20 protein-coding genes and 1 pseudogene are annotated in these 23,598 nt (G+C 35.0%); 7 read left to right on the forward strand and 14 right to left on the reverse strand.

Annotated elements, in window-relative coordinates; all coding sequences use genetic code 11:
* Positions 1 to 20: 20 nt before the first annotated feature.
* The gene (gene pepT / locus CKV78_RS04510) at positions 21 to 1,265 is read right to left on the reverse strand and encodes a peptidase T (RefSeq protein WP_005762351.1); all 1,245 of its coding nucleotides are present in this window, start codon (positions 1,263 to 1,265) and stop codon (positions 21 to 23) included.
* Positions 1,266 to 1,587: 322 nt separating this feature from the next.
* Between pepT and potA the strand changes: the two genes are divergently transcribed.
* The 6 genes from potA to cdd all read left to right on the forward strand — a co-directional run bounded on the left by potA (position 1,588) and on the right by cdd (position 7,791).
* A complete protein-coding gene (gene potA / locus CKV78_RS04515; RefSeq protein ID WP_005762354.1) occupies positions 1,588 to 2,700 on the forward strand; it encodes a spermidine/putrescine ABC transporter ATP-binding protein PotA in 1,113 nt (370 codons plus the stop codon).
* Positions 2,690 to 3,544: a spermidine/putrescine ABC transporter permease PotB gene (gene potB, locus CKV78_RS04520; protein WP_005762356.1), complete on the forward strand. Its 855-nt coding sequence runs from the start codon at positions 2,690 to 2,692 to the stop codon at positions 3,542 to 3,544. Before potA ends, potB begins: the two co-directional genes overlap by 11 nt.
* Positions 3,544 to 4,311 (forward strand): spermidine/putrescine ABC transporter permease PotC, encoded by a 768-nt coding sequence (gene potC / locus CKV78_RS04525; RefSeq protein ID WP_005762359.1) that lies wholly within the window; start codon positions 3,544 to 3,546, stop codon positions 4,309 to 4,311. Before potB ends, potC begins: the two co-directional genes overlap by 1 nt.
* A 129-nt stretch (positions 4,312 to 4,440) precedes the next feature.
* The gene (locus CKV78_RS04530) at positions 4,441 to 5,487 is read left to right on the forward strand and encodes an extracellular solute-binding protein (protein WP_032855176.1); all 1,047 of its coding nucleotides are present in this window, start codon (positions 4,441 to 4,443) and stop codon (positions 5,485 to 5,487) included.
* 257 nt (positions 5,488 to 5,744) lie between these two features.
* Complete coding sequence (locus CKV78_RS04535; protein WP_005762364.1) at positions 5,745 to 6,791, forward strand: extracellular solute-binding protein; 1,047 nt, start codon at positions 5,745 to 5,747, stop codon at positions 6,789 to 6,791.
* Positions 6,792 to 6,894: 103 nt separating this feature from the next.
* The gene (cdd, locus tag CKV78_RS04540; RefSeq protein ID WP_005762367.1) at positions 6,895 to 7,791 is read left to right on the forward strand and encodes a cytidine deaminase; all 897 of its coding nucleotides are present in this window, start codon (positions 6,895 to 6,897) and stop codon (positions 7,789 to 7,791) included.
* 68 nt (positions 7,792 to 7,859) lie between these two features.
* Here cdd and serS read toward each other — a convergent pair whose 3' ends face one another.
* The 5 genes from serS to CKV78_RS10700 all read right to left on the reverse strand — a co-directional run bounded on the left by serS (position 7,860) and on the right by CKV78_RS10700 (position 14,185).
* Entirely contained in the window at positions 7,860 to 9,149 is a 1,290-nt protein-coding gene (serS, locus tag CKV78_RS04545) for a serine--tRNA ligase (RefSeq protein WP_005762369.1), read from the reverse strand.
* 139 nt (positions 9,150 to 9,288) lie between these two features.
* Positions 9,289 to 10,197: a glycosyltransferase family 2 protein gene (locus tag CKV78_RS04550; RefSeq protein ID WP_005762371.1), complete on the reverse strand. Its 909-nt coding sequence runs from the start codon at positions 10,195 to 10,197 to the stop codon at positions 9,289 to 9,291.
* The gene (locus CKV78_RS04555) at positions 10,190 to 11,968 is read right to left on the reverse strand and encodes a hypothetical protein (RefSeq protein ID WP_005762373.1); all 1,779 of its coding nucleotides are present in this window, start codon (positions 11,966 to 11,968) and stop codon (positions 10,190 to 10,192) included. Before CKV78_RS04555 ends, CKV78_RS04550 begins: the two co-directional genes overlap by 8 nt.
* Positions 11,969 to 12,071: 103 nt before the next feature.
* Positions 12,072 to 13,745, reverse strand: a complete 1,674-nt coding sequence (locus tag CKV78_RS04560) for an AAA family ATPase (RefSeq protein ID WP_005762375.1) — start codon at positions 13,743 to 13,745, stop codon at positions 12,072 to 12,074.
* A 14-nt stretch (positions 13,746 to 13,759) separates the two neighbouring features.
* A complete protein-coding gene (locus CKV78_RS10700) occupies positions 13,760 to 14,185 on the reverse strand; it encodes a hypothetical protein (RefSeq protein ID WP_005762377.1) in 426 nt (141 codons plus the stop codon).
* Between the two features lie 140 nt (positions 14,186 to 14,325).
* On the opposite strand from CKV78_RS10700, the pseudogene CKV78_RS04570 reads away from it, so the two are divergent.
* Positions 14,326 to 14,775 (forward strand): annotated as a pseudogene (locus CKV78_RS04570) (5' nucleotidase, NT5C type); the annotation flags it as partial.
* Between the two features lie 122 nt (positions 14,776 to 14,897).
* Here the strand turns inward: CKV78_RS04570 and CKV78_RS04575 are convergent.
* From CKV78_RS04575 to ureC, 8 genes are all read right to left on the reverse strand, one after another.
* Positions 14,898 to 16,343 (reverse strand): 5-methylcytosine restriction system specificity protein McrC, encoded by a 1,446-nt coding sequence (locus tag CKV78_RS04575; protein ID WP_005762384.1) that lies wholly within the window; start codon positions 16,341 to 16,343, stop codon positions 14,898 to 14,900.
* On the reverse strand, positions 16,344 to 18,125 hold the full coding sequence (locus CKV78_RS04580) for an McrB family protein (RefSeq protein WP_005762386.1): 1,782 nt from the start codon (positions 18,123 to 18,125) through the stop codon (positions 16,344 to 16,346).
* 14 nt (positions 18,126 to 18,139) lie between these two features.
* Positions 18,140 to 18,874: a PP2C family protein-serine/threonine phosphatase gene (locus CKV78_RS04585; protein WP_005762388.1), complete on the reverse strand. Its 735-nt coding sequence runs from the start codon at positions 18,872 to 18,874 to the stop codon at positions 18,140 to 18,142.
* 78 nt (positions 18,875 to 18,952) lie between these two features.
* On the reverse strand, positions 18,953 to 19,753 hold the full coding sequence (locus CKV78_RS04590) for an urease accessory protein UreD (protein WP_005762391.1): 801 nt from the start codon (positions 19,751 to 19,753) through the stop codon (positions 18,953 to 18,955).
* 54 nt (positions 19,754 to 19,807) lie between these two features.
* Complete coding sequence (gene ureG / locus CKV78_RS04595; protein ID WP_005762393.1) at positions 19,808 to 20,443, reverse strand: urease accessory protein UreG; 636 nt, start codon at positions 20,441 to 20,443, stop codon at positions 19,808 to 19,810.
* A 69-nt stretch (positions 20,444 to 20,512) separates the two neighbouring features.
* Positions 20,513 to 21,223: an urease accessory protein UreF gene (locus CKV78_RS04600; RefSeq protein WP_032855178.1), complete on the reverse strand. Its 711-nt coding sequence runs from the start codon at positions 21,221 to 21,223 to the stop codon at positions 20,513 to 20,515.
* Complete coding sequence (gene ureE, locus CKV78_RS04605; RefSeq protein ID WP_005762397.1) at positions 21,208 to 21,777, reverse strand: urease accessory protein UreE; 570 nt, start codon at positions 21,775 to 21,777, stop codon at positions 21,208 to 21,210. Before ureE ends, CKV78_RS04600 begins: the two co-directional genes overlap by 16 nt.
* Before the next feature lie 75 nt (positions 21,778 to 21,852).
* Positions 21,853 to 23,583: an urease subunit alpha gene (ureC, locus tag CKV78_RS04610; protein WP_005762399.1), complete on the reverse strand. Its 1,731-nt coding sequence runs from the start codon at positions 23,581 to 23,583 to the stop codon at positions 21,853 to 21,855.
* Between the last annotated feature and the right edge of the window lie 15 nt (positions 23,584 to 23,598).

The following is a 23,598-nucleotide window of genomic DNA, read 5'->3' on the forward strand; positions in this document are numbered from 1 at the left end:
AAAAATAACAAAATTTGTCTTTATTTATCAACCACAGCTAAATTTGCAAGATTGACAATTACTTCAACTGCATTTTTCATGCCTTCCAATGTAATCAGTTCATGTTTACTGTGGAAATTATAACCACCAGTAAAAATATTCGGGCAAGCCAATCCTTTTTCAGCTAACCAAGCACCATCAGTACCACCTCTAATTGCTTTGTGATAAGGTAAAATACCTGCTTTTTTCATAGCTTGATCTGCTAATTCAACAGATTGAGGGACTTTTTTCACCATTTCATACATATTTTTATAGCTATCTTGAATATCTAATGTAATTGGTTTAACTAGTTGTTTTTTACTATTAAATTCAATAACTAGATTTTGAATAAACTGCTTACGTTGTAAGAAACTCTCCTGATCAAAATCACGTATTAAGTATTGCAGCTCTACTTTTTCAACATCACCTAAAAATTCAGATAAATGATAAAAACCTTCCTTACCTTCTGTCTTTTCTGGCGTTTCATTTTCTGGAAATCCCTGTTGGAACTCACAAGCTAAAGCCAATGCATTAACTAATTTATCCTTTGCCGATCCTGTATGAATATTTTTGCCTTCAATCGTAACTATAGCTGTCGCAGCATTAAAGTTTTCATACTCTAATTCGCCAACTTCGCCACCATCTATGGTATAAGCCCAATCACACTTAAATTGTTCTAACGGAAAAAACTGCATACCTAAGCCAATTTCTTCATCAGGGGTAAAGGCTACACGAATATTACAATGTGGTAAATTTCCTTCTTTTAAGATAGAAAGTGCGGTCATAATTTCTGCAATTCCTGCTTTATTATCTGCCCCTAATAACGTATTACCATCCGCAACAATTAAGGTATTACCCACAAGCTTATGTAAAAAATGGTAGTGCACAGGACTAATAAATTCTTCTCCAGTCCCTAAAGCAATATCACCACCACGATAATTTTCAATGACTTCAGCTTGTACATTTTTCCCGCTACATTGCGTTGCCGTATCTAAATGAGCGATTAAACCAATAGTTGGTACATTTTTATTAATATTAGAAGGTAAAAAAGCAGTTACTACTGCATTTTTTGATACTTCTATATTTTCTAAGCCAATAGCAAATAATTCTTGTTGTAAATGTTTAGCTAGTTTTAGCTGACCGGGCGAGCTCGGCGAAATTTTTGCCCCTAACTTGGATTGTGTATCGTAGGTTGTATAATGAAGAAATCGCTCAAGTAGTTGATATTCTTGTTGTTCTGTTACCATAATAAACCACGCAGTATTAAGAAAACTGCTGTTAGTCTAGCGAGAAAAGCGATTTTATTTATTGATATATCACAATGTTACTTCAAATTTTCTAAAAAGTGTCAATATTACCGTATTATGATTTAGTCATTTTTTAATGTATTTTAGTTAACATAATTTCACTTAAGCGCTTACTGATTTTTTTTAGAAAATCCCTTTTAATTCTTAAGCAATCACTATATCATTAGCACTTATTTTTATTATCACCGCCCACAGAATATCTGTTGGCATTTGCTTCTACTCAATACCTCAAATAGGTACATTAGGGAGAAAACCAAAGCTAGTGGAAAGTCAAATTCAAAACAAGCCTATTATTGAGCTTCGTTCTATTACTAAATCCTATGGTGAGAAAACCATCATTGAAAACTTTAATTTAACAATCAATAACGGTGAGTTTTTAACCATTCTTGGTCCTTCGGGTTGTGGTAAAACAACTGTTTTACGCCTACTTGCAGGCTTAGAAGAATTAGATTCAGGTAATATTATTCTTGATGGTGAAGATATCACCAATGTTCCTGCAGAACAACGTCACGTAAATACCGTATTCCAAAGTTATGCCCTATTTCCACATATGACTATTTTTGAAAATGTGGCATTCGGCTTGCGTATGCAAAAAGTACCTAATGAAGAAATCAAACCTCGCGTACTTGAAGCATTGCGTATGGTTCAATTAGAAGAATATGCTGACAGCAAACCGGGTCAACTTTCAGGTGGTCAACAGCAACGTATTGCGATTGCACGTGCAGTAGTGAATAAACCTAAAGTGCTTTTATTGGATGAATCACTCTCCGCATTAGACTATAAATTACGCAAACAAATGCAAAATGAATTAAAAGCATTGCAACGTAAATTAGGTATAACTTTCGTCTTCGTAACTCATGATCAAGAAGAAGCATTAACAATGTCAGATCGTATTATCGTGTTGCGTAAAGGTCATATCCAACAAGATGGTACACCTCGTGAGATCTATGAGGAACCGAAAAACTTATTTGTGGCAAAATTTATTGGTGAAATCAACATCTTTAATGCGACAGTATTAGAGCGCGTTGATGAAAAGCGTGTCCGTGCAAATGTTGAAGGCAGAATTTGCGATATTTTCACCGCACTTGACGTCACACCAAATCAAAAATTAAAAGTATTACTTCGCCCAGAAGATATTTTAATTGAAGAACTAGATGAAAATCAGAGCTCAAAAGCAATTATTGGGCATGTAGAAGATCGTAACTATAAAGGAATGACCTTAGAGTCTAACATTACATTAGATCATAATGGTATGAGCGTACTTGTAAGTGAATTCTTTAACGAAGATGATCCAAACATTGACCACTCTTTAGGTCAGAAGGTGGCATTAACGTGGCACGAAGGCTGGGAGGTTGTGCTGAGCGATGAAGAATAACAGTTTCCAGAAATCAACTATTGCCATCATCTTTGGATGGTTGATTTTCTTTGTACTTGCACCAAATATTTTGGTGCTTGTTGTGAGCTTTTTGACTCGCGACAGTAGTAATTTCTATTCGCTACCATTTACATTGGAAAACTATACACGTTTATTTGAGCCACTTTATGCTCAGGTAGTATGGAACTCCTTATATATGTCAGGATTAGCGACATTAGTGTGCTTAATTATCGGTTATCCGTTTGCATTTTTATTAACTAAAATTACTCCTAAATATCGTCCATTTTTACTCTTTTTAGTGGTGTTACCCTTCTGGACTAACTCACTTATCCGTATTTATGGTATGAAAATTTTCTTAGGGGTTAAAGGTATATTAAATAACACATTAATGACCTTAGGCATTATTGATACACCAATTCGTATCTTGAATACTGAAGTAGCTGTTGTAATTGGTTTAGTGTATTTATTATTACCATTTATGATCCTACCGCTTTACGCAACGATTGAAAAACTAGACCATCGTTTATTAGAGGCTGCGAAAGACTTAGGTGCTAATGCATTCCAACGCTTTATTAAAGTAATTATTCCATTAACAATGCCTGGAATTATTGCAGGTTGTTTATTAGTATTACTTCCAGCAATGGGGATGTTCTATGTAGCTGACTTATTAGGTGGTGCAAAAGTATTACTTGTGGGTAATGTAATTAAGAGCGAATTCTTAATTTCTCGTAACTGGCCATTTGGTTCTGCGATCAGCATTGGTTTGACTATCTTAATGGCATTACTCATCTTTGTTTATTACAAAGCGAGTAAATTAATGAACAAGAAAATGGAGTTGGAATAATGGGTCGCATACTACGTAATATCTTTATGTTTGTGGTATACGCTTATTTGTATATCCCGATCATTATCTTAGTTACTAATTCATTTAATGATGACCGCTATGGCTTAACTTGGAAAGGATTTAGCTGGAAATGGTATGAGCGTTTATTTAATAACGACACCTTAATCCAAGCAGCAATTCACTCTGTAACGATTGCATTCTTTGCTGCAACTTTAGCTACAATTATTGGTGGTTTAACTGCGATTGCCCTCTACCGCTACCGTTTCCGTGGTAAACAAGCAGTAAGTGGAATGCTATTTATCGTAATGATGTCACCAGATATCGTAATGGCAGTATCATTATTAGCGTTGTTTATGATTGTTGGTATCAGTTTAGGTTTCTGGTCTTTATTATTAGCCCACATTACCTTCTGCTTACCTTATGTAGTAGTGACAATTTTCTCACGCTTAAAAGGTTTTGACTCAAAAATGCTTGAAGCAGCGAAAGATTTAGGTGCAGGTGAAGTCACTATTTTACGCAAGATTATCTTTCCACTTGCATTACCAGCAATCATTTCTGGATGGTTATTAAGCTTTACTATTTCATTAGATGACGTTGTGGTTTCCTCATTTGTAAGTGGTGTAAGTTACGAAATTTTACCTCTAAAAATCTTCTCGTTGGTAAAAACAGGTGTAACCCCAGAAGTAAATGCATTAGCAACTATTATGATCATCCTCTCTCTAGGTCTTGTGATTTTAAGCCAAGTCGCGGCAAGAAGAGGGAAATAAGATTGTGAAAAATAATACTTCACAAACAATCTAATACAAAATAGAATACGCCTTGCCTTTAAAACAAGGCGTTTTTTTATGCCTCTTTCCATAAAGAGATTTTTTACCCTTAACCGGAGAATGATAGAAATGAAAAAATTTGCAGGTCTTGTTACAGCAGGAATCCTGACGCTTGGCTTAACTGCTAATGCGAATGCAACTGACAACACTGTTTACCTTTACACTTGGACTGAATATGTTCCAGATGGTTTATTAGATGAATTCACAAAAGAAACGGGCATTAAAGTGATCGTTTCTAGCTTAGAATCAAATGAAACTATGTATGCGAAATTAAAAACACAAGGTGAAACAGGTGGTTATGATGTAATTGCACCATCGAATTACTTTGTATCAAAAATGTCGCGCGAAGGTATGCTAAAAGAACTAGACCACAGCAAATTACCTGTTATCAAAGAATTAAACCCTGACTGGTTAGATAAACCTTATGATAAAGGTAACAAATATTCATTACCTCAATTATTAGGCGCTCCAGGTATCGCATTCAATACTGATAGTTATAAAAGCGAAAATTTCACTACGTGGGGAGATTTATGGAAACCAGAATTCCAAGGTAAAGTACAATTACTTGATGATGCTCGTGAAGTATTCAATATTGCATTATTGAAATTAGGTCAAGATCCAAATACTAAAGATCCTGAAATCATCAAACAAGCTTATGAAGAGCTATTAAAATTACGTCCAAATGTGCTTTCATTCAATTCAGATAACCCAGCTAACTCATTCATCTCAGGTGAAGTTGAAGTGGGCCAATTATGGAATGGTTCTGTTCGTATTGCGAAAAAAGAGCAAGCACCTTTAGATATGGTATTCCCAAAAGAAGGTCCTGTACTTTGGGTTGATACATTAGCAATTCCAACAACATCTAAAAATCCAGATGGCGCTCATAAATTAATTAACTACTTATTAAGTGCCAAAGTATCTGCAAAATTAACAGAAGAAATTGGTTACCCAACTTCTAACGTTGAAGCGTTAAAATTGTTACCAGCAGAAATAACTCAAGATCCAGCTATCTACCCAACAGCTGAAATTCTACAAAAAAGCCACTGGCAAGATGATGTTGGTGATGCTGTTGAATATTATGAAAACTATTACCAACAATTAAAAGCAGCAAAATAATTTAATTATTTTACATTTTAAGTAATATCAAGAGCGGTCAAAATTATGAAAAATCTGACCGCTCTTTTTATTTCTCTTATATCACAATTTCATTCTATAATATGAATTTTTAATCAATAATTTTATATAACAATTCATTTACATTCCTTGTATTCTATCCTAAAATCGGTCATTGTCCGTATCCATTCGGCATCTTCAGGTCAGTCAAACATATTTTTACTGGCATATTTTTCACCCATATTTTGGGAGTTCTATTAATGAAAAAATTAACTGGCGTTTTAACAGCTGGAATGATGATGCTGGGCGTAAGCAATTATGCAACTGCAGCTAACAATGAAGTTTACCTTTATACTTGGACTGAATACGTTCCTGAAGGTTTATTAGATGAGTTTACTAAACAAACCGGAATTAAAGTTATTGTTTCAAGTTTAGAATCCAATGAGACAATGTATGCTAAATTAAAAACGATGGGCAAGGATGGTGGATACGATGTGATTGCACCAACAAGCTATTTTGTATCAAAAATGGCTCGTGAAGGTATGCTAAAAAACTTAGATCATACAAAGTTACCTGTGATTAAAGAGCTTGACCCAAAATTACTCGATCTCCCTTACGATAAAGGTAACAAATACTCATTACCTCAACTGTTTGGTGCAACCGGTATTGCTTACAATACAGAAAGCCAAGATCCTAGCAAATTCCAGTCTTGGGCTGATTTATGGAGTCCAGACTTTAAAGGCACATTACAAATGCTAGATGACCCACGTGAGTTATTTAATATTGCTTTGTTAAAAATGGGTAAAGATCCAAATACGCAAGACCCTGAAGTGTTAAAATCTGCATATGAGGAACTATTGAAACTTCGTCCAAATATTTTGTCGTTTAACTCCGATAATCCTGCAAGCAGCTTTATTTCAGGAGAAGCTGAACTTGGCTTACTTTGGAATGGTTCAGCACGTATTGCCAAAAATGAAGGTGCTAAAGTGGATATGGTTTATCCAAAAGAAGGGACGATACTTTGGGTTGACAACTTAGCCATTCCTTCAACAGCAAAAAATACTGAAAATGCTTATAAATTAATTAACTATTTATTAAGTACTGATGTATCAGAGAAATTGACTTTAAACATTGGCTATCCAACCGCTAATTTGACAGCACTCAAACGCTTGCCAAAAGCCCTAACAGAAGATAAAGCCACCTTCTTAACACAAGAAGTTATCGACCGTAGCCAATGGCAAGTTGATGTAGATAATGCAATCGATTTATACGATAGCTACTATCAAAAGCTAAAAGCGGCTAAATAAAATTGAGATTCCTTGATTTTCATCACAAAAAGATCTTCTTGAAGAAGATCTTTTTTGTCTAGTAGATTAAGATAAAACAAACTAGCTATATAAGGAGCATACAATGACAATTCATATTTCAGAAAAAGTAAGAAAAAAAATTCATATTATAGAGCCAAAAGAACTAGGACAAGATATTTGGCATATTCTAGAGGAACAACATTTTAAAGGTATCCTCTCTAACATCATTGTTGACCATTTATGTAAAAAATACACTCTGAACCGCCAGCAACTCGCACTCAAACTTTTACCTATTGGAACAGCGTATTCCCACGCACCTATTTCTAAATTCTATGTAAGTGCAGTCGCTATTGGTATTAGCGGTAACTTTTATTTTGGTGCAAATTTAGAATTTAGCAGCACCAATATCCAACAAACAGTGCACGCAGAACAAAGCGCAATTTCACATGCTTGGATGAATAATGAAAAAGGTATCACAGATATTGTAGTTAATTACACCCCTTGTGGACATTGTCGCCAATTCATGAATGAATTAAGAACCGCACCACAGCTAGAAATTCATTTACCTCATAGCTCAAATAATAAATTACATAGCTACTTGCCAGATTCTTTTGGACCTGCAGATTTAAATATCGAAAATTTCTTATTAGATGCTCACGATAATAAGCTCAACTATGACACTGAAAACCCATTAATTTTGACCGCACTTCAAGCGGCGAACTCATCCCATGCGCCATACTCAAGTTCCTATCATGGTGTTGCTATAGAAACACAAGATAAACAAATTTATAAAGGAAGTTATGCTGAAAATGCTGCATTTAACCCGAGTTTACCAGCATTACAAGTCGCCATAAACCATTTATTGCTTAGTGGTGATTCATTACAAAACATCCGCCATATCGTAATGGTTGAACAAGCAAATAACTTAAGTTATCGCAAAATGAGTGAGGAGCTCATTTCCAGTTTAGGTGATTTTACTTTTGAATACATTGCAGTATAGATGTTTACAGTGCATAAAAAAGGACTGATTTTATCAGTCCTTCTTTTAAGCTTATTATATAAGTAAACTTATTTACCAATAACTTCTATACCATTCATATATGGGCGTAACACTGTTGGTACCGTGACTGAACCATCTGCATTTTGATAGTTTTCTAATACAGCCACTAAAGTACGTCCTACCGCTAAACCAGAACCATTTAAGGTATGCACTAAACGTGGTTTCTTATCGCCCTTATTACGGTAACGTGCTTGCATACGGCGTGCTTGGAAATCCCACATATTAGAACAAGAAGAAATTTCACGATAAGTATTTTGTGCCGGTAGCCACACTTCTAAATCATAGGTTTTACAAGAACCAAATCCCATATCACCAGTACATAATAAAACCTTACGGTATGGTAATTCTAATAATTGTAAGACCTTCTCAGCCTGACCTGTTAATTCCTCTAGCGCTTCCATAGAAGTTTCTGGAGCAACAATTTGTACTAATTCCACTTTATCAAATTGATGCATACGAATTAAACCACGAGTATCACGACCATAAGAACCAGCCTCTGAACGGAAACAAGGCGTATGTGCAGTCATTTTTAATGGTAATTCTGATTCGTCTAAAATCTCATCACGCACTAAATTGGTTACAGGCACTTCTGCAGTTGGGATTAATGCATAAGGTTGTTCACCTTCTAATGCATTAGTGTGGAATAAATCTTCGCCAAATTTTGGTAACTGACCTGTACCATAAAGCGTTGCATGGTTTACTAAATATGGTACATAAGCTTCGGTATAGCCATGTTCTTGTGTATGTAAATCAAGCATAAATTGAGATAATGCGCGGTGTAATTTTGCAATTTGACCTTTCATTACCGCAAAGCGAGAACCACTTAATTTTGCTCCAGCAGAAAAATCTAATCCTTGCAAATTCTCACCTAAAGTCACATGATCTTTCACTTCAAAATCAAATTTTTTAGGTGTTCCCCAACGGGAGACCTCAAGATTTTCTGAATCATCTTTACCTAAAGGCACTTCATCTGCTGGTAAATTTGGAATAGACAGCGCGATTTGATTAATTTCCGCTAATACATCATCAAGTTTTGCTTTCGTTGTGCTAAGCTCAATTCCCATATCATCAACTTCAGCTAATAAACTTGAAATATCTTCGCCACTTGCTTTCGCTTTACCAATATTTTTAGAGCGTGCATTACGTTCAGCTTGTAACGTTTCCGTTTTTACTTGCAGTGACTTACGTTGTTCTTCTAATTCACTTAACAACGCAACATCTAAATCAAAATTACGCTTAACCTTTAATTTCTCAGCTACTTCCACAAGATTGCTACGCAATATATTTGGATCGATCATTGTTTACCTACTTTTTCTTAAAATTTAAGCGGAATCCACCGCACTTTTACATAAAAATGATTTAATTATTGTAGCTTGATTTAAAGTAAAAAGCTATTTATAGACCTAAAATTTACTAAGTACCTTCATACAATTCAATTTACTTTAAGGATAAATAATGTAACCTTTTAATCTCTTTCCTACCATTAGAAATAGACTCTAAAATCAATGCCATAGCAAAAAACAGAATTCCTAAAATCCCAATTCCTGAAGCCAAAATTGCTGTAGGTATTCTACTTACAAAACCTGTATCAAAATACTCAGAGAGAACTATACTACCAAATCCTATAGAACATAAAACACAAAGTAATGATAAGAACATAAAAAAAAGTAAAGGTTTTTGTTCACGAATTAAAAAGAAAATAAAGCGTAAAATCCGGAAACCATCACGATAAGTATTTAATTTACTTTTACTATTTTCTTTTCTCATAGCATAATTAGTTTCAATCTCTTGAATTGGTAAACCTAGTTGTAAAGCGTGAACTGTCATCTCAGTTTCAATTTCAAAACCATGACTCGTTATTGGGAAAGATTTAACAAAACGTTTCGTCATCACCCTATAACCAGAAAATACATCTTGTATAGAAGAATCAAAAAAGGCACTAACAATCTTAGAAAACAGTTTATTTCCTAAAATATGACCTTTAGGATATGCACTTATCTGCCTAGTTCTAGCCCCTACCACCATATCAAGATGTTCAGATAACAAAAGTTTTACTAAATCAGGAGAGATTGCTGCATCATAAGTATTATCCCCATCTACCAATACATAAACATCAGCTTCAATATCAGCAAACATCCTTCTAACTACAGCACCTTTACCTTGTTGAGGTTCACGTCTAACTTCACAATTTAATGTTGTAGCTATCTCAAATGTCTTATCTGTAGAATTATTATCATAAACATATACTTTTGCTGTAGGAATTGCTTGATTAAATGAAAGTACAGTATCAGCAATAGAATGTTCTTCATTATAGCATGGTATTAATATTGCAATATTTTTAATCATTACACTTCCCTATATATTTGTATAACTTAATTGAATTATTTGAATCGACATACTCTAAATAATTTGGAATTTCTTTATTATTAAATAATCTATTTAATAAGTTATTTTCAACACCAGATTGTTTTAAAGTATAGAAAAAAAGCTTATCCAGTAAAATATAATCAATTTTATATTTATCTAAAATAAATTTTGCATCTAGATCATTTGAAAACAAGAAAAAATTAAATGTATCTAAATTACCCTGTATATTTCTGTGATAGGGAGCAGAAATAATATTATTAGTAGTACCTACTATAATAGGAGCCCCTAAATCAGTAGATGCTAAAGTGTTTTTATTTTCTATCTTATTGTCATTCAATAAAGAAATTACAGATGTGTGATCTACATCCTCTATATTTTTTAGTTCATTCTTAATATCAGAAAATGGTTCAATAAATACTAAAAAAGCAAACAAAACAACTGAAGGAAAAGATAAAAATAAAAATAACACTTTTAATACAACAAGCTTAATTTTCTCTCTTAACATAAAACAAACATAAGCTTGTAATGGAATGCAACAAACCAAAGCGACAGAAAACATTCTAACTTGCCAAAAAAAAGCTAGAAAAAAATTGATTAAAAAAGAAAAATATAGAATATAAAATCTTTCATTATTTCTAAATTTAACAAATAATGGAAAGATCATAGTCATAAATACAGATAATAAATAAGCAATATTCCTTATATCAGCTTGAATATTATATAAAATCGATCTCGCTTCAGAAATATTATCTAACCAAAGTTCTTTTAATAACTTAGGATAATTAGAATAACCACCTTTAATAATTTCAGGATAAGATATTACAACCGGCAATAATAGAACAAAACTTAATAAAATATAAAAAGCCATTTTCTTCACATTTGATAAATTAACAAAATAAGTTAGCAAATGACAAAATATAAAAGCTGAAACAAAACACAACCAAAAAGGGAATGATAAAATATCATATTTAGCATCAAAAAACTCACTAATAGGTCGATTAACAATGAATAACAGTGGGATCAAAATAACACTAACTAAACTTACTAATTTACAGAAAAGTAAATAACTAATATTTTTAAAAAAGCCAAAGACTGTGAGCAAAAATAAAATAATCACAAAACTATAAATATTCTCTAGGCCTATCCATAGTGATAAAAGCATTGATAATGCAGAAAAAATCGCACTTTTGACCTCATATTTATTATTTATTAATGGAGAAAAAAGAATAAATGAGGTAAGTAGAATAAACTGCAAATTATGATGATCTAATGCACCAGGTAAAAAACGCATACTTAAAGGCGAAATTAATGGAATAATCATTGCAATTTTCGCCGTTTCTAAACCGAATAAACGATATGCAACCAATGAAACTAGAAATAAAAAAACCAATAAATACAACAAAGGTACTAATGTATTTGTAATTGCAAAGGCTGTAGGAAGCTCAAAAAACAAAGAAAAAAATGAGGCAAATAAAGCTAAGGGGATATCAACTAAACGTGACCAATGCATAATCAGCTGATTGTTCGGGCTAAATTGCGGAATAGGTTCTAAGTACCAATTACCATTTTTTAACCACTCTCGATATTGATGAAATCGCATAAAATCATCATTATCACTAAAATGCAATGATGTAACGATATCCCAATGGCTTATTGATAAATAAATTGCACAGAGACTCCAAATAATCAACACTATTTTAAATAATTTTCTTATATCATCCTTGTCATAAAGATCATTATTTATGTCCATAAAATACCTATAAAACAGAAGTTATTCACATTAAATTTTAAAGTTGGTGAATTTTAATAAAAATAAGTATTCTTGTACATCAAATAAGTGCGGTCATTTTTTATTAAAATCCTATCGTGCGAGTTGGTTTGCCTTGTTTAATCACACATTCTTCGGTTAACGCTTGAATCCAATCTTGTGTGTTTTCAAATGGGCAGAAACGATGACGGCGAGCAACTGCGCTAAAATCACCTAAAGTGAGCACTTTTAATTTCTGGATTTGCGCTAAATCTTGTTGTGTGAGCTCGGCTAAACCTAACTTTTCTACTTGTTGTGTAGCGAGTTTAGTCATTTGTTCTGGTTGTAAATAATCAAAATGCAATTTTAAGTCAAAACGTCGCAAAGCGGCGGGGTCGAGCCCATCCATTAAATTAGTTGAAACCACCATTAATCCTTCAAATCGTTCAATTTGTGTTAGCATTTCATTCACTTGACTATGTTGCCAGCTGTGTTGTCCTAATTCACGTGTAAATAAAAAAGTGTCAACTTCATCTAACACTAACAACATATTTTCATTTTTAGCTCGTTCAAAAGCAGCCGCAATGTTTTGCTCGGTTTCGCCAACATATTTGCCTAATAAATCAGATCCCTGACACAACAATAATCGCATATCTAATTCTTTAGCTAGCCATTCTGCCCATGCGGTTTTCCCTGTTCCTGGCGGTCCATAACAACAAATTCGTCCTTGTTTCGTTTTCTGTAAGCCCGCTGTAATTTTCTGAATATTTTGATTACAAACAACATAATCCAATGAGTAATTTAATTTTTGTGTCACTAACGGAAAAGCTTTTTTATAACCTTGAGCCTGCAATGTTTGATTCAAAATCGCTAGTAGTTTTTCAGAAACATTGAGATTTTGATCTTGCTGTTTTAGTCTGCTAACCACGTCAATACCACGTGTTAATACCGCGGGTGAAACATTCGGAATTTCAGAAAAATAACGAATATATTCTTCCGTCAAATACTGCCCTGCTTGCTCACGAATTAAATTTTCACGATAACTGGTTGGTAGATTTGGCATTTCAAAAATTAAATCAAAACGGCGTAGATAAGCAGGGTCAATACCATTGACAGTATTAGAAATCCAAATCATCGGTGTGGTGTTATTTTCTAAAAAGTGGTTCACCCAGGCTTTATGTTTTTGAGCAACAGAACGTTCAAAAAATCCACTGGCAAAAATATCCTCAATCTCATCAAAAACCATCAGTGATTTTCGCCCTTTCAACAAAGTTTGCGCTAAATGACAACGGTTCAAACGTCTTTCTCCATCGATCACATCACCATCACTGTCTTCATAATGCAAAAAATAGCAAGGAAGATGCAATGTTTCTGCTAGCAACACCGCTAACTCGGTTTTCCCCGTTCCTGGCAAACCATAAAGTAAAATATTTGCCCCTTTTTTCTGGCTATGAATCACAGTTTGCAGATAATCTAGCAATGTTTTTCTCATATCAGCGATATGATCAAAATGCGCTAAAGTAAGCGAAGAAGATGGTGCAACTTTTAGCGATTTAGTTAATAAAGAATCTTCATTCAATTCAAACAAAAGAAACTCATCTAAATCAAGGGTGTTTCCCCAATTAATATGATCATCAACATCGGCATAGTTTGAACGATGACTACTCTCAATTAGTCCATAACTTCTTAATTTATTTGATTTATTGACCGCTCTTATCACGTTATGTTTGGGCAATTCAAGTAGTGTAGCAAAAACATGACAAGAGCTATTCAAATCCATGTTACCTAAAAGATCTAATGTAGAAGATCTAATGTAGATTCCAATTCCGTTTCTACCCGAATATGCATTGATAATTGTAGTATCGCTAACTCTTCTTCTGTTAAATCTAAATATTGCTGAATTTTACTCAAATTTTCATAGGCAATTTGCAAATTTTCAGGAATAACACATTCTGATGTTTTAATTTCTTTATATCTTTTTTTCAGTAATTGTATTGCTGTCGATCTAAATAGTGATCTTGAATTACCATCATTTTCATTCTCTAATTTATCCAATAGCACATCATCTTCAGGTAAGCCCAAACAATGCGCTACATCATCAGAATAATAATCATTTCTTCTGATCAATTTATTAATTTGATTATGCTCAAATAAAATTTTTAAAATTAATTTTTCTGAATAAAGTGAAACCGTCGGTTTATTTAATTTAATTTCACACATAAAAATTCTCCTATCCTTATTTACAACAATATTTTAAGCCTGATTGCGACAACTTATGTCGCATTAAAAAGATAGGGATTTCTTTTTATCTGGATAAATTTTACACTAATCACATCAAATAAATAGACAAGGAAAAGACAATGAACAAACCACTTTTATATGTTGATATGGACAACGTGTTAGTTGACTTTAAGTCTGGTATTGACCAATTACCGCAAGAAATAAAAATGGAATATCAAGGAAGACTCGATGAGGTTCCGAATATTTTTTCACTCATGAAACCAATGGAAAATGCCATTCAAAGTTTATATATCTTGGATAAATATTATGACATTTATATTCTTTCCACATCGCCTTGGGGAAATCCTACGGCGTGGATTGATAAATTAAATTGGATTCAGCATTATTTTGGTAAAGAGAAAGACAGTTTGTTATATAAAAGACTGATTTTGACTCATCATAAAAATCTGAATAAAGGTGACTATATTATTGATGATCGCACTGCAAATGGCGTAGATAAATTTGAAGGAGAGCACATTCATTTTGGCTCTGAACAATATCCAAATTGGCAGGTTGTCACCGAGGCATTACTCACGCGAGCAAATGCAATGAGTAAATAAGCACAAGCGACTAGCATTGACTAAATAAAAAATATCTGGAAAAACAAAAAATGAAGATAAAAAGACCCGCTCTTTCTAAGAGCGGGGGGAAGTTAATTGACGAATTCTCTCATCACGCAAGTCTTCATCACCTTACACAATCTTTCACAATTCTCTTTCATCGTGTTGTAGAAATTATCTTTGGATATATTCTCTTTGGATATATTCTCTTTGGCTATATTCTCTTTGGGTATAGGTAGAAAGATCACATAAAAATCCATCTCTTTTCCTTGTTGCTGAATTTTATTGGAAATCACACCTTGTGTCTTTTCTAAACACAGTTTTTCCCATTTTTTTTCAGGAATAGGAAAAATAAACCCGCCTCCACATACGGTTTCTTTATTCGACCATTGACCAATATAGGTATGTAGTTGAAAAAGATCTTCTCTATTTACACCATACTTTTCGTCAAAGTGTTTATATTTTACATCAAAAATATAAACACCATTTTCACCCTCGATAATAAGGTCAGGCTCAAGTTTTCGTTCATATTTACCTAAAGAACAGGTTTGTATTTTCCTTAAACTTTCGAATTTGCTCCGCACATTAATACCACTTCTTATGAGGAGTTTTCGAATGAAGTACTCAAAAAGCATTGATATATCAAATAAATATGCATTTGAGGCATTAGACGAACCAAAATCTAACGATTTTTGACTGATAATTCTCTTAGACAAATCAATCAACGTATTATAATCACTGTAATAAGGATTGCTGAAATAAGGGGTTTCCAATATTTCTTTTTTCGTTTTCTTCTTGCCTTGATTTGCCATCATAAAAGCATTATAGATATAACGAGTTTGCTGGCAAAATGAATGATGTTTCACCGTATCATAAGCCATCAAAAATAATGAAATTGCCGTAGAAGCATAATCATGTTCCCGAAAAGAACATAAGCACTTACCAGATGAATGATTTTTAAAATAATCAAGTGGATCAATACTTCCACGCACTGTGGATATACGATCACTTTTCGATGAATAAACTTTGGGTATTCCTAATCGATAAGCACGTTTTAATTTGATATTCCACAAATAAGCCAATAGCCACGCATAGCTATCTTTCTTCTCAGTCGCAGAAAAATCCTTGATTTCAAGAAATCCATCTGCATCAGAAATAATATATTTAAGAAATTCATCACCAAAACGCGAGCTTATTTTTAGTGTATATTCATCTCGACTTACCACACCAACCAAGTTCCCAGTGTTAAGCGTAAAATTTCTCGCATCCCCTCCCATCACATTAATAAAGAAACTATCTTGATTGAATTCATAATAATCTTTATCCAAAAATACGAAAGAATGAGTAAGGCTTTCGGCACGTAAATCACGTGATATAGCGGTAATAAAATGCCAAATTTTTTGCTCAAACTTACTGTTACCTATGGATAATTCAATTGGATTTTGGAGTCTAGGATTACTGAGTATCCCGTTACTTACATAATAAGTCTGATTATCAACTAAAGTACCCTCTTTAATAAGATCACACAGCCAAGTCATTTAATTTGTAATCCCAAATGATTTTCCTAAAAGTTTTAAAATCGCCCCCTCATCACCCGATCCTCTCAGATATTCTTGTAACAAAGGTTTTAGCGAATCTTGCCAAATGAATTTTCTTAATTCTTTAGCGGTGAGAGTTTCAGAATAATTTAAATTTAAAAAATATGAATGTCCTATTTGATAATCTGGTCCAAGTAATGGTTGTTGTTGTATTTCATTATTTAACGCTTCGAAATTTTCTGCTAACGTGCCCCACTTCTTATTTTTCTCCATCAAATGGTATTTTACTAATTCGGCACTTGGTAAAACCTCTTCCCAGTGAAATCGACGTCTTAACGCAAAATCAAAACTTTCTACACTTCGATCAATGGTATTCATTGTACCGATTAAATAAATATTTTGAGGAATAAAGAAGAAATAATTCTGACCCAGCTTTAGCATTCCAGTATTGTCATCATTTAAATTACTATATTGCGTTTTGATACAATGTTTTGCTCCGCGATATTCTAAGCAATACATTAACTCCCCTAAAACACGAGATAATTCCGCACGATTAATTTCATCAATAATAAAGAAAAAAGGTGGAATCACATCTAAAATTCTCAGTTCTTTATCTTCTAATTTGAAGATATATTCCCAGTGTTTCCCTGTTAACTTTTCAGGATGCTCTTTACGATAATCGATAAGCTTTTGAATGGTCACCTTGTTCAAATCCTCAAACTTTGAATCATTCAAATGATAGATATCGATTTCCCATTGAGCGGCTTTTTTACAAAAATCCTTGAATACACCGTTCTGCAATGACAGTTGTGCCTGTCCATTAACCAATCTAGGCTTCAACCCTTCCATAAAATCTTCATAACCAAAGGAGGGGTGGAATTGTACAATTTCACAATGTTCTTGATAGTTGAAATCCGCATCCGGTGCATATTCTGCTTTCCATATATTAAATAACAGCTCAGACTGTGATTTTGCTTGATATGTTTTACCAGTGCCCGGTGGACCATATTTTATAATTGGTTTTTTTAAACTAAACGGAGCTACAATATTTTCATATAATCGCCAAATAAAGATATTTAAATAATACTCATCAACCTTATGCACCTCCTTAACCTTCTTAACCTCCTTAACCTCCTTAACCTCCTTAACCTCCTTAACCTCCTTGCTCTTCAATTCCTCTTCAAATGTCTCTCTAATGTTCTTAACTAAGAAAAGATTTTTATCAAACCAACTATCTTTGGGATCATTAGGATATTCTGGAATGATTTTTTCCTTAATTAACCAATTAAAAACTCGAGAAAATTTACCGACATCCGCTGTTGTAGAAACATCGAGCGTACAAGCTGCTGCAACTCTATTAATCAGCAAAGGGTTATAAGATTTATCTTCGTTTTTCCAAGCATCATCAAATTTTTTGAAATTCTTTGAGTTGGGTTCTTGCATAAGTTCTTTAAGTGCACCTAAAAAAGTTTCACTCTGAATAAACAAATCAAAATTATTTTCGCTTAAAACGGATTGACCTCGAGTTGTAATACCATTTTCCTTGGCATAGATTAGCTCTTTTAAAAATTGTTTATCCTCTTCTGCATTTGGATTTAAATTTTCTCCATTCTGAAGTTTCTGCCTTATCTCACCTACTTTGCGGTAAAAGGCTTGATATTGATTATACCAACCTCCTATCTCATGTTCACAACTTCTGACCAAATACTCATATAGACCTTTTAGTTTTTGTTTACCTTTATCTGTCAAGTAACTCTTTGACTGCTGTGTTGAGTTTTCCATTAATTCCTCTTCATTTATATTGTTAATACCAACACCGAAAAATCATCCCGTCTTTTCAGGTGCTTGGTATATTGTCTAAGTGCGGTGAGTTTTTCTTCGATTTTGTCGAATTTCTGCCAAATGGCGTGTCTGATATGTTCGGGGATATCGTCTGTTAATCCATCCGAACACAATAAAAGAAAATCCCCTTTTTGTAATTGATATTGCTCGGTAAAAATACGGAAATCCGTTTCTTCGTGGTCTGCGATGAGTGCATCCGATAAGCCGTAATACATTGTGGCATATTCTGTGCATTGATCTGGGTTTGGTGTGAGTGCGTTCAATAAAATATGATCATAGCTGAGTTGGATCCATTCGCCCGTAGGGGTAATACGATACGCTCGACTATCGCCCACATTCATGATCAAACATTGTCCGTTGGGTGAGAGTTGAGCGGCGACAAAGGTGCAGCTTGAGCCGTAAATGCGTTGGCAATGTGCTTCACAAAATTGTTGATGTGTGGCTCTTAACCATTGGGAATTGAGATTGTCACAGTCTTGCAATTTTTCCATAAAATAGTGGCTTGCAAGGTCGGGACGAGGGCTATTAGACACACCGTCAGAAATACCGATAATCAAATTTTCCTTTTCGACTTCAATTGTTTCTGACTTTTTTAGTACATATTGATAAACACGTTCACCATTAAAAAGTGCATCTTGATTGCGTTTTTTCTGCGTCCCTGCTTGTTGGCAGAAAGTGACTTTCCACATAGTATTAATCCATTATTAAGTGCGGTCATTTTTTTGAAAATTTTTCAATTTTCTCAACGGAGTACTGCCAAAAACTTCCTAATGTTGTTTCAATTTGAGACCGATTTTGTCAAATAATTGTTGAATGACATCCGCACGATGCGATAAAACTCGCAACATAAAACCACCTTCATTTAATTGAGAAATTCCGACAAGCATATTATTTGGCTCGCCGATACTGTCTCGAATCTCTAAAATTAGCTGTTTTAATTCAGTGGCATTTTGAGCTAAGTTTAAATAAATCAGTGATCCTTGATGTGAATATTCTTCCATTTGGCTCAATGCAGTGAGGCTCATCGTTGCTGGTAGCCATTGTATGCAATCAGAAACAAGCACTTTATTTCCTGAAGTAATTTTTAAGTGCGATGAAAATTGGCGGAACTCAAAACGCTCGCCATTTAACACGCGCCCAATCGCTACAATTTCACCATAAATCAGTTCAGCATTTTCGCCTACTTCAATCTGTGTTTTTTGCTTCAGTGCAGAATTCTTGTGCAATACTAAAGGATGTGGCAAATAGAATAAATGACTATTTTTAGCAAGTGTGATTTTTGTGATTTGCTCCGCAAAATCTTGCTCATTCATAGCTTGCACACGAGTGAATGCCTGCGTATTCAATGAAAGTGCGGTATTTTCTGCGAGAGAAATTTGAATATCTAAATGATCGCCACCTAATAAACCCGGCGAAGATGACATTTGCATTGCATTCAAACCATTTTGCCAAGGATCGTCATAAACAGGTAGGGTCATCAATTTAAAAGGTGGGGAAACGAAATAGTCATTTAGCTGTGTTTTACTATTAGCGGTTAACTTCGTGGAAAGGATTAATTTACTGTTCATATTAGGCAATTCTCCACAATAAAAAATAGGCGAACATAAAGCCCGCCTGAGAGATTATCTAACCAGTGCAGCTGGCTCTTCTACATTTTTCAACAACGCATATTTTTCAATCCAGCCGATGACACCATCGAGATTTTCTTTTTTCATCAAGTTGGTGAAAATAAACGGTTGGCTATTACGCATACGACGTGCATCACGTTCCATTACACTTAAGTCTGCGCCCACAAATGGTGCTAAATCTGTTTTGTTAATCACTAATAAGTCAGAACGTGTGATACCCGGTCCACCTTTACGTGGAATTTTTTCACCTTGTGCAACATCAATCACAAAAATCGTCACATCCGCTAAATCAGGGCTAAATGTTGCTGACAGATTATCACCACCCGATTCAATGAACACAATTTCAACATCAGGGAAACGTGCTACCATTTCATCGACAGCTTCCAAATTCATTGATGCATCTTCACGAATCGCTGTATGTGGACAACCACCTGTTTCAACCCCCATAATACGCTCAGGCGGAAGTAAGCTGTTTTTTGTTAAGAACTCTGCATCTTCTTGAGTATAAATATCATTTGTGATCACTGCAACGCTGTATTTGCTTGCAATTTCACGAGTTAAACGTTCAATTAATGCGGTTTTACCTGCACCGACTGGGCCTGCAACACCAATTTTAATATATTTACGCATTGATTTTCCTTTCGTTTGACTAAGCAAAAAATGCCCAGTCAGATAATTAGTTGAGTAATATTACTCGTTTTAAGACATATATAATCTTGTATAAAGTTGTTCGTGCTGCATTGCTCGAATATCATTCGCCAATGTTGCCGCCCCTAGCCATTCAAGATCGGGATTTAAACTTTTTTCGACCGCACTTGCGATAGGTTGGCGTAGATCAAATAAAATATCTTGCCCGTCCATTTGGCTAAGCGGAATCAATTTCACACCATTGGTTACTGACCCCACTGCCGCATTGTAATAAAACGCATAAAGCGTTTCGGCTTTATCCAACTGCATTGCTTTTGCCACCATCGCAAACACGACAGGGAAAAAACCTTTGGTTTGTTGGGCGGTAATAGCTTGTTGAAACTCACTTAATAACGGATGATTTTCATAGCGAATGAATATCTTCAACAAACGCACACCCAACTTATAACTTCCCTCGCGGCTTTCACGTGCAATTTTGGTTGCTGCCAGTTCCTGATCAAGCTCAATTAAACGTGCAAGATCATTATTTTCCATTGCATCAAAAGCTAAGGATAAATAAGCACCATCGTTATAAATCCAGTTCTGCAATAACTGCGTTTGCACATATTCTTCAAGGCTCGCTTTGCTAGTGACTTTTCCTTGCTGCACAAAGGTTTCTAGACCATTAGAATGGTTAAATCCTCCGATTGGCAAAGTAGGATCAACTAAATGCAACAATGCACCAAGCTGTGCCATACGAGAAAAATCTAGTGTTTGTGCCAATTCCCATCTCCGTGGTGGTGATAACCGTGATGGTCGTGGCTATGCGAATGACTATGCCCATGAGAATGACCGTGACCTTGTGCCGAGTTTGCTCTCAATGCCTGACTTAAACGGCGCTCCGCTTTTTGTGGTGCAAAGCCTGCTGCTTGTAGCCATTCAAACATCGGTTTGTCATAAGGTAAAGTCACTTCATCACCATCTAAAAAGAGCGGTGAATGTTTGTTACCAATTTCATAACAAGCACGCGCCATTTCAGGTAATGTTTTTGGTGAAAGCACAATCACTTCACTTGGTAAAATTTCAATCGCGATCACTAAATCATCGCTAATAAAAACTACGTCATCGTGCTTTAAACGTTGCCCTTCTTTTAATAAACGAAAGGCAATTTCACGCCCCGATTGTGTCGGCTTACGCAAAATATTTCGTTCGCTTTCATACCAATGTAATGCCACATATTCAATTTTTTGATTTGTAATTTTTCTAGCCTCACGAAGTGCGGTTAAATTACCTAAAATTTCTTCCATAATCGGAAGGATTGGATTAATTATTTTCATTCAACTTATATATAATAAACGCATCATCAAGGGGTTCAATTTAAAGTCTTTGCGATAAATTGAACCATTTTTAGATTAGAATAAGAAATAACGTTGTGCTAAAGAAACTTTTTCAGCAGGTTCACAAGTAATCAACTCACCATCAACACGCACTTCATAACGTTCTGGATCAACCGTAATTTCTGGGGTTTCGCTATTGTGGACTAAGTCTTTTTTGCTCACATCACGACAGCCTTTTACTGCAATAGTGTCTTTTTCAATGCCGTATTGCGCTTTGATATTCGCATCGACTGCAGCTTGTGACACAAAATAGACCGCACTTTCACAGTTTGCCTTCGCTTGTGCACCGTACATTGGACGATATAAAATCGGCTGTGGAGTTGGGATCGACGCATTTGGGTCACCCATTTTCGCATAGCTAATAAAGCCTTTTTTCATCACAAATTCAGGCTTCACACCAAAGAACATTGGCTTCCAAAGCACGATATCCGCAAGTTTACCCACTTCTAATGAACCAACGTGTTCTGCAATACCGTGTGCGATTGCTGGGTTAATTGTGTATTTTGCAATGTAACGCTTAATACGGAAGTTATCATTACCCTCGCTTCCATTTGGTGCAGCTAACTCACCACGTTGACCTTTCATTTTATCAGCGGTCTGCCAAGTACGAGTAACCACTTCGCCTACTCGTCCCATTGCTTGCGAGTCTGAACTCATAATTGAGAACACACCAATATCGTGCAGAATATCTTCTGCTGCAATGGTTTCTGGGCGAATACGGCTATCCGCAAATGCAACATCTTCAGGCACACGTTTATCTAAATGGTGGCATACCATCAACATATCCAAATGCTCATCAATGGTATTTACCGTAAATGGGCGAGTAGGGTTGGTTGAAGCGGGTAACACGTTTGAATACATCGCTGCTTGAATGATATCCGGCGCGTGGCCACCACCAGCACCTTCCGTATGGAAAGTGTGGATTACACGACCATCAATCGATTTCATTGTATCTTCTAAGAAGCCACATTCATTTAATGTATCAGTATGAATAGCAACTTGAATGTCCATTTCATCTGCCACTTTTAATGCAGCATCAATGGTTGCGTGAGTTGCACCCCAGTCTTCGTGAATTTTTAAGCCTAACACACCCGCACGCACCTGTTCTCTTAATGGTTCTAGCGTTGAACAGTTTCCTTTTCCTAAGAAACCCACATTTACTGGTAATGCTTCACAAGCTTGGAACATCCGTTCAAGGTTAAACGCACCTGATGTACAAGTGGTTGCGTGCGTGCCATCTGCCGGGCCTGAACCACCACCAATTAAGGTTGTAATTCCGTTTTCAATAGCATGTTGTGCTTGTTGTGGACAAATAAAATGTACATGTGTATCAATACCACCCGCTGTCGCAATTAAGTGTGTTCCATTATGTACTTCAGTACTTGCACCAATAATCATATTAGGTGTCACATTATCCATTGTGTCAGGATTTCCCGCTTGGCCAATGCCCGCAATACGTCCATCACGAATACCTATATCTGCTTTAATTACACCTAAATTTGCATCAATAATCATCACGTTTGTGATAACAAAATCTAATACATTTGGATTATCACGAGTTGCGGTGCTTGACTGTGCCATTCCATCACGAACGGATTTACCTCCGCCAAATTTACACTCATCACCTTTAGTTAATAAATCTTGTTCGACAGTTGCCCATAAATCCGTATCGCCTAAACGCACTTTATCCCCAACCGTTGGACCAAAAGTCGCAACATATTGACTACGTGGAATTGTTAATGCCATCGTTTACCTCTATTC

It is taken from the genome of Pasteurella dagmatis, assembly GCF_900186835.1.
GTDB lineage: Bacteria > Pseudomonadota > Gammaproteobacteria > Enterobacterales > Pasteurellaceae > Pasteurella > Pasteurella dagmatis.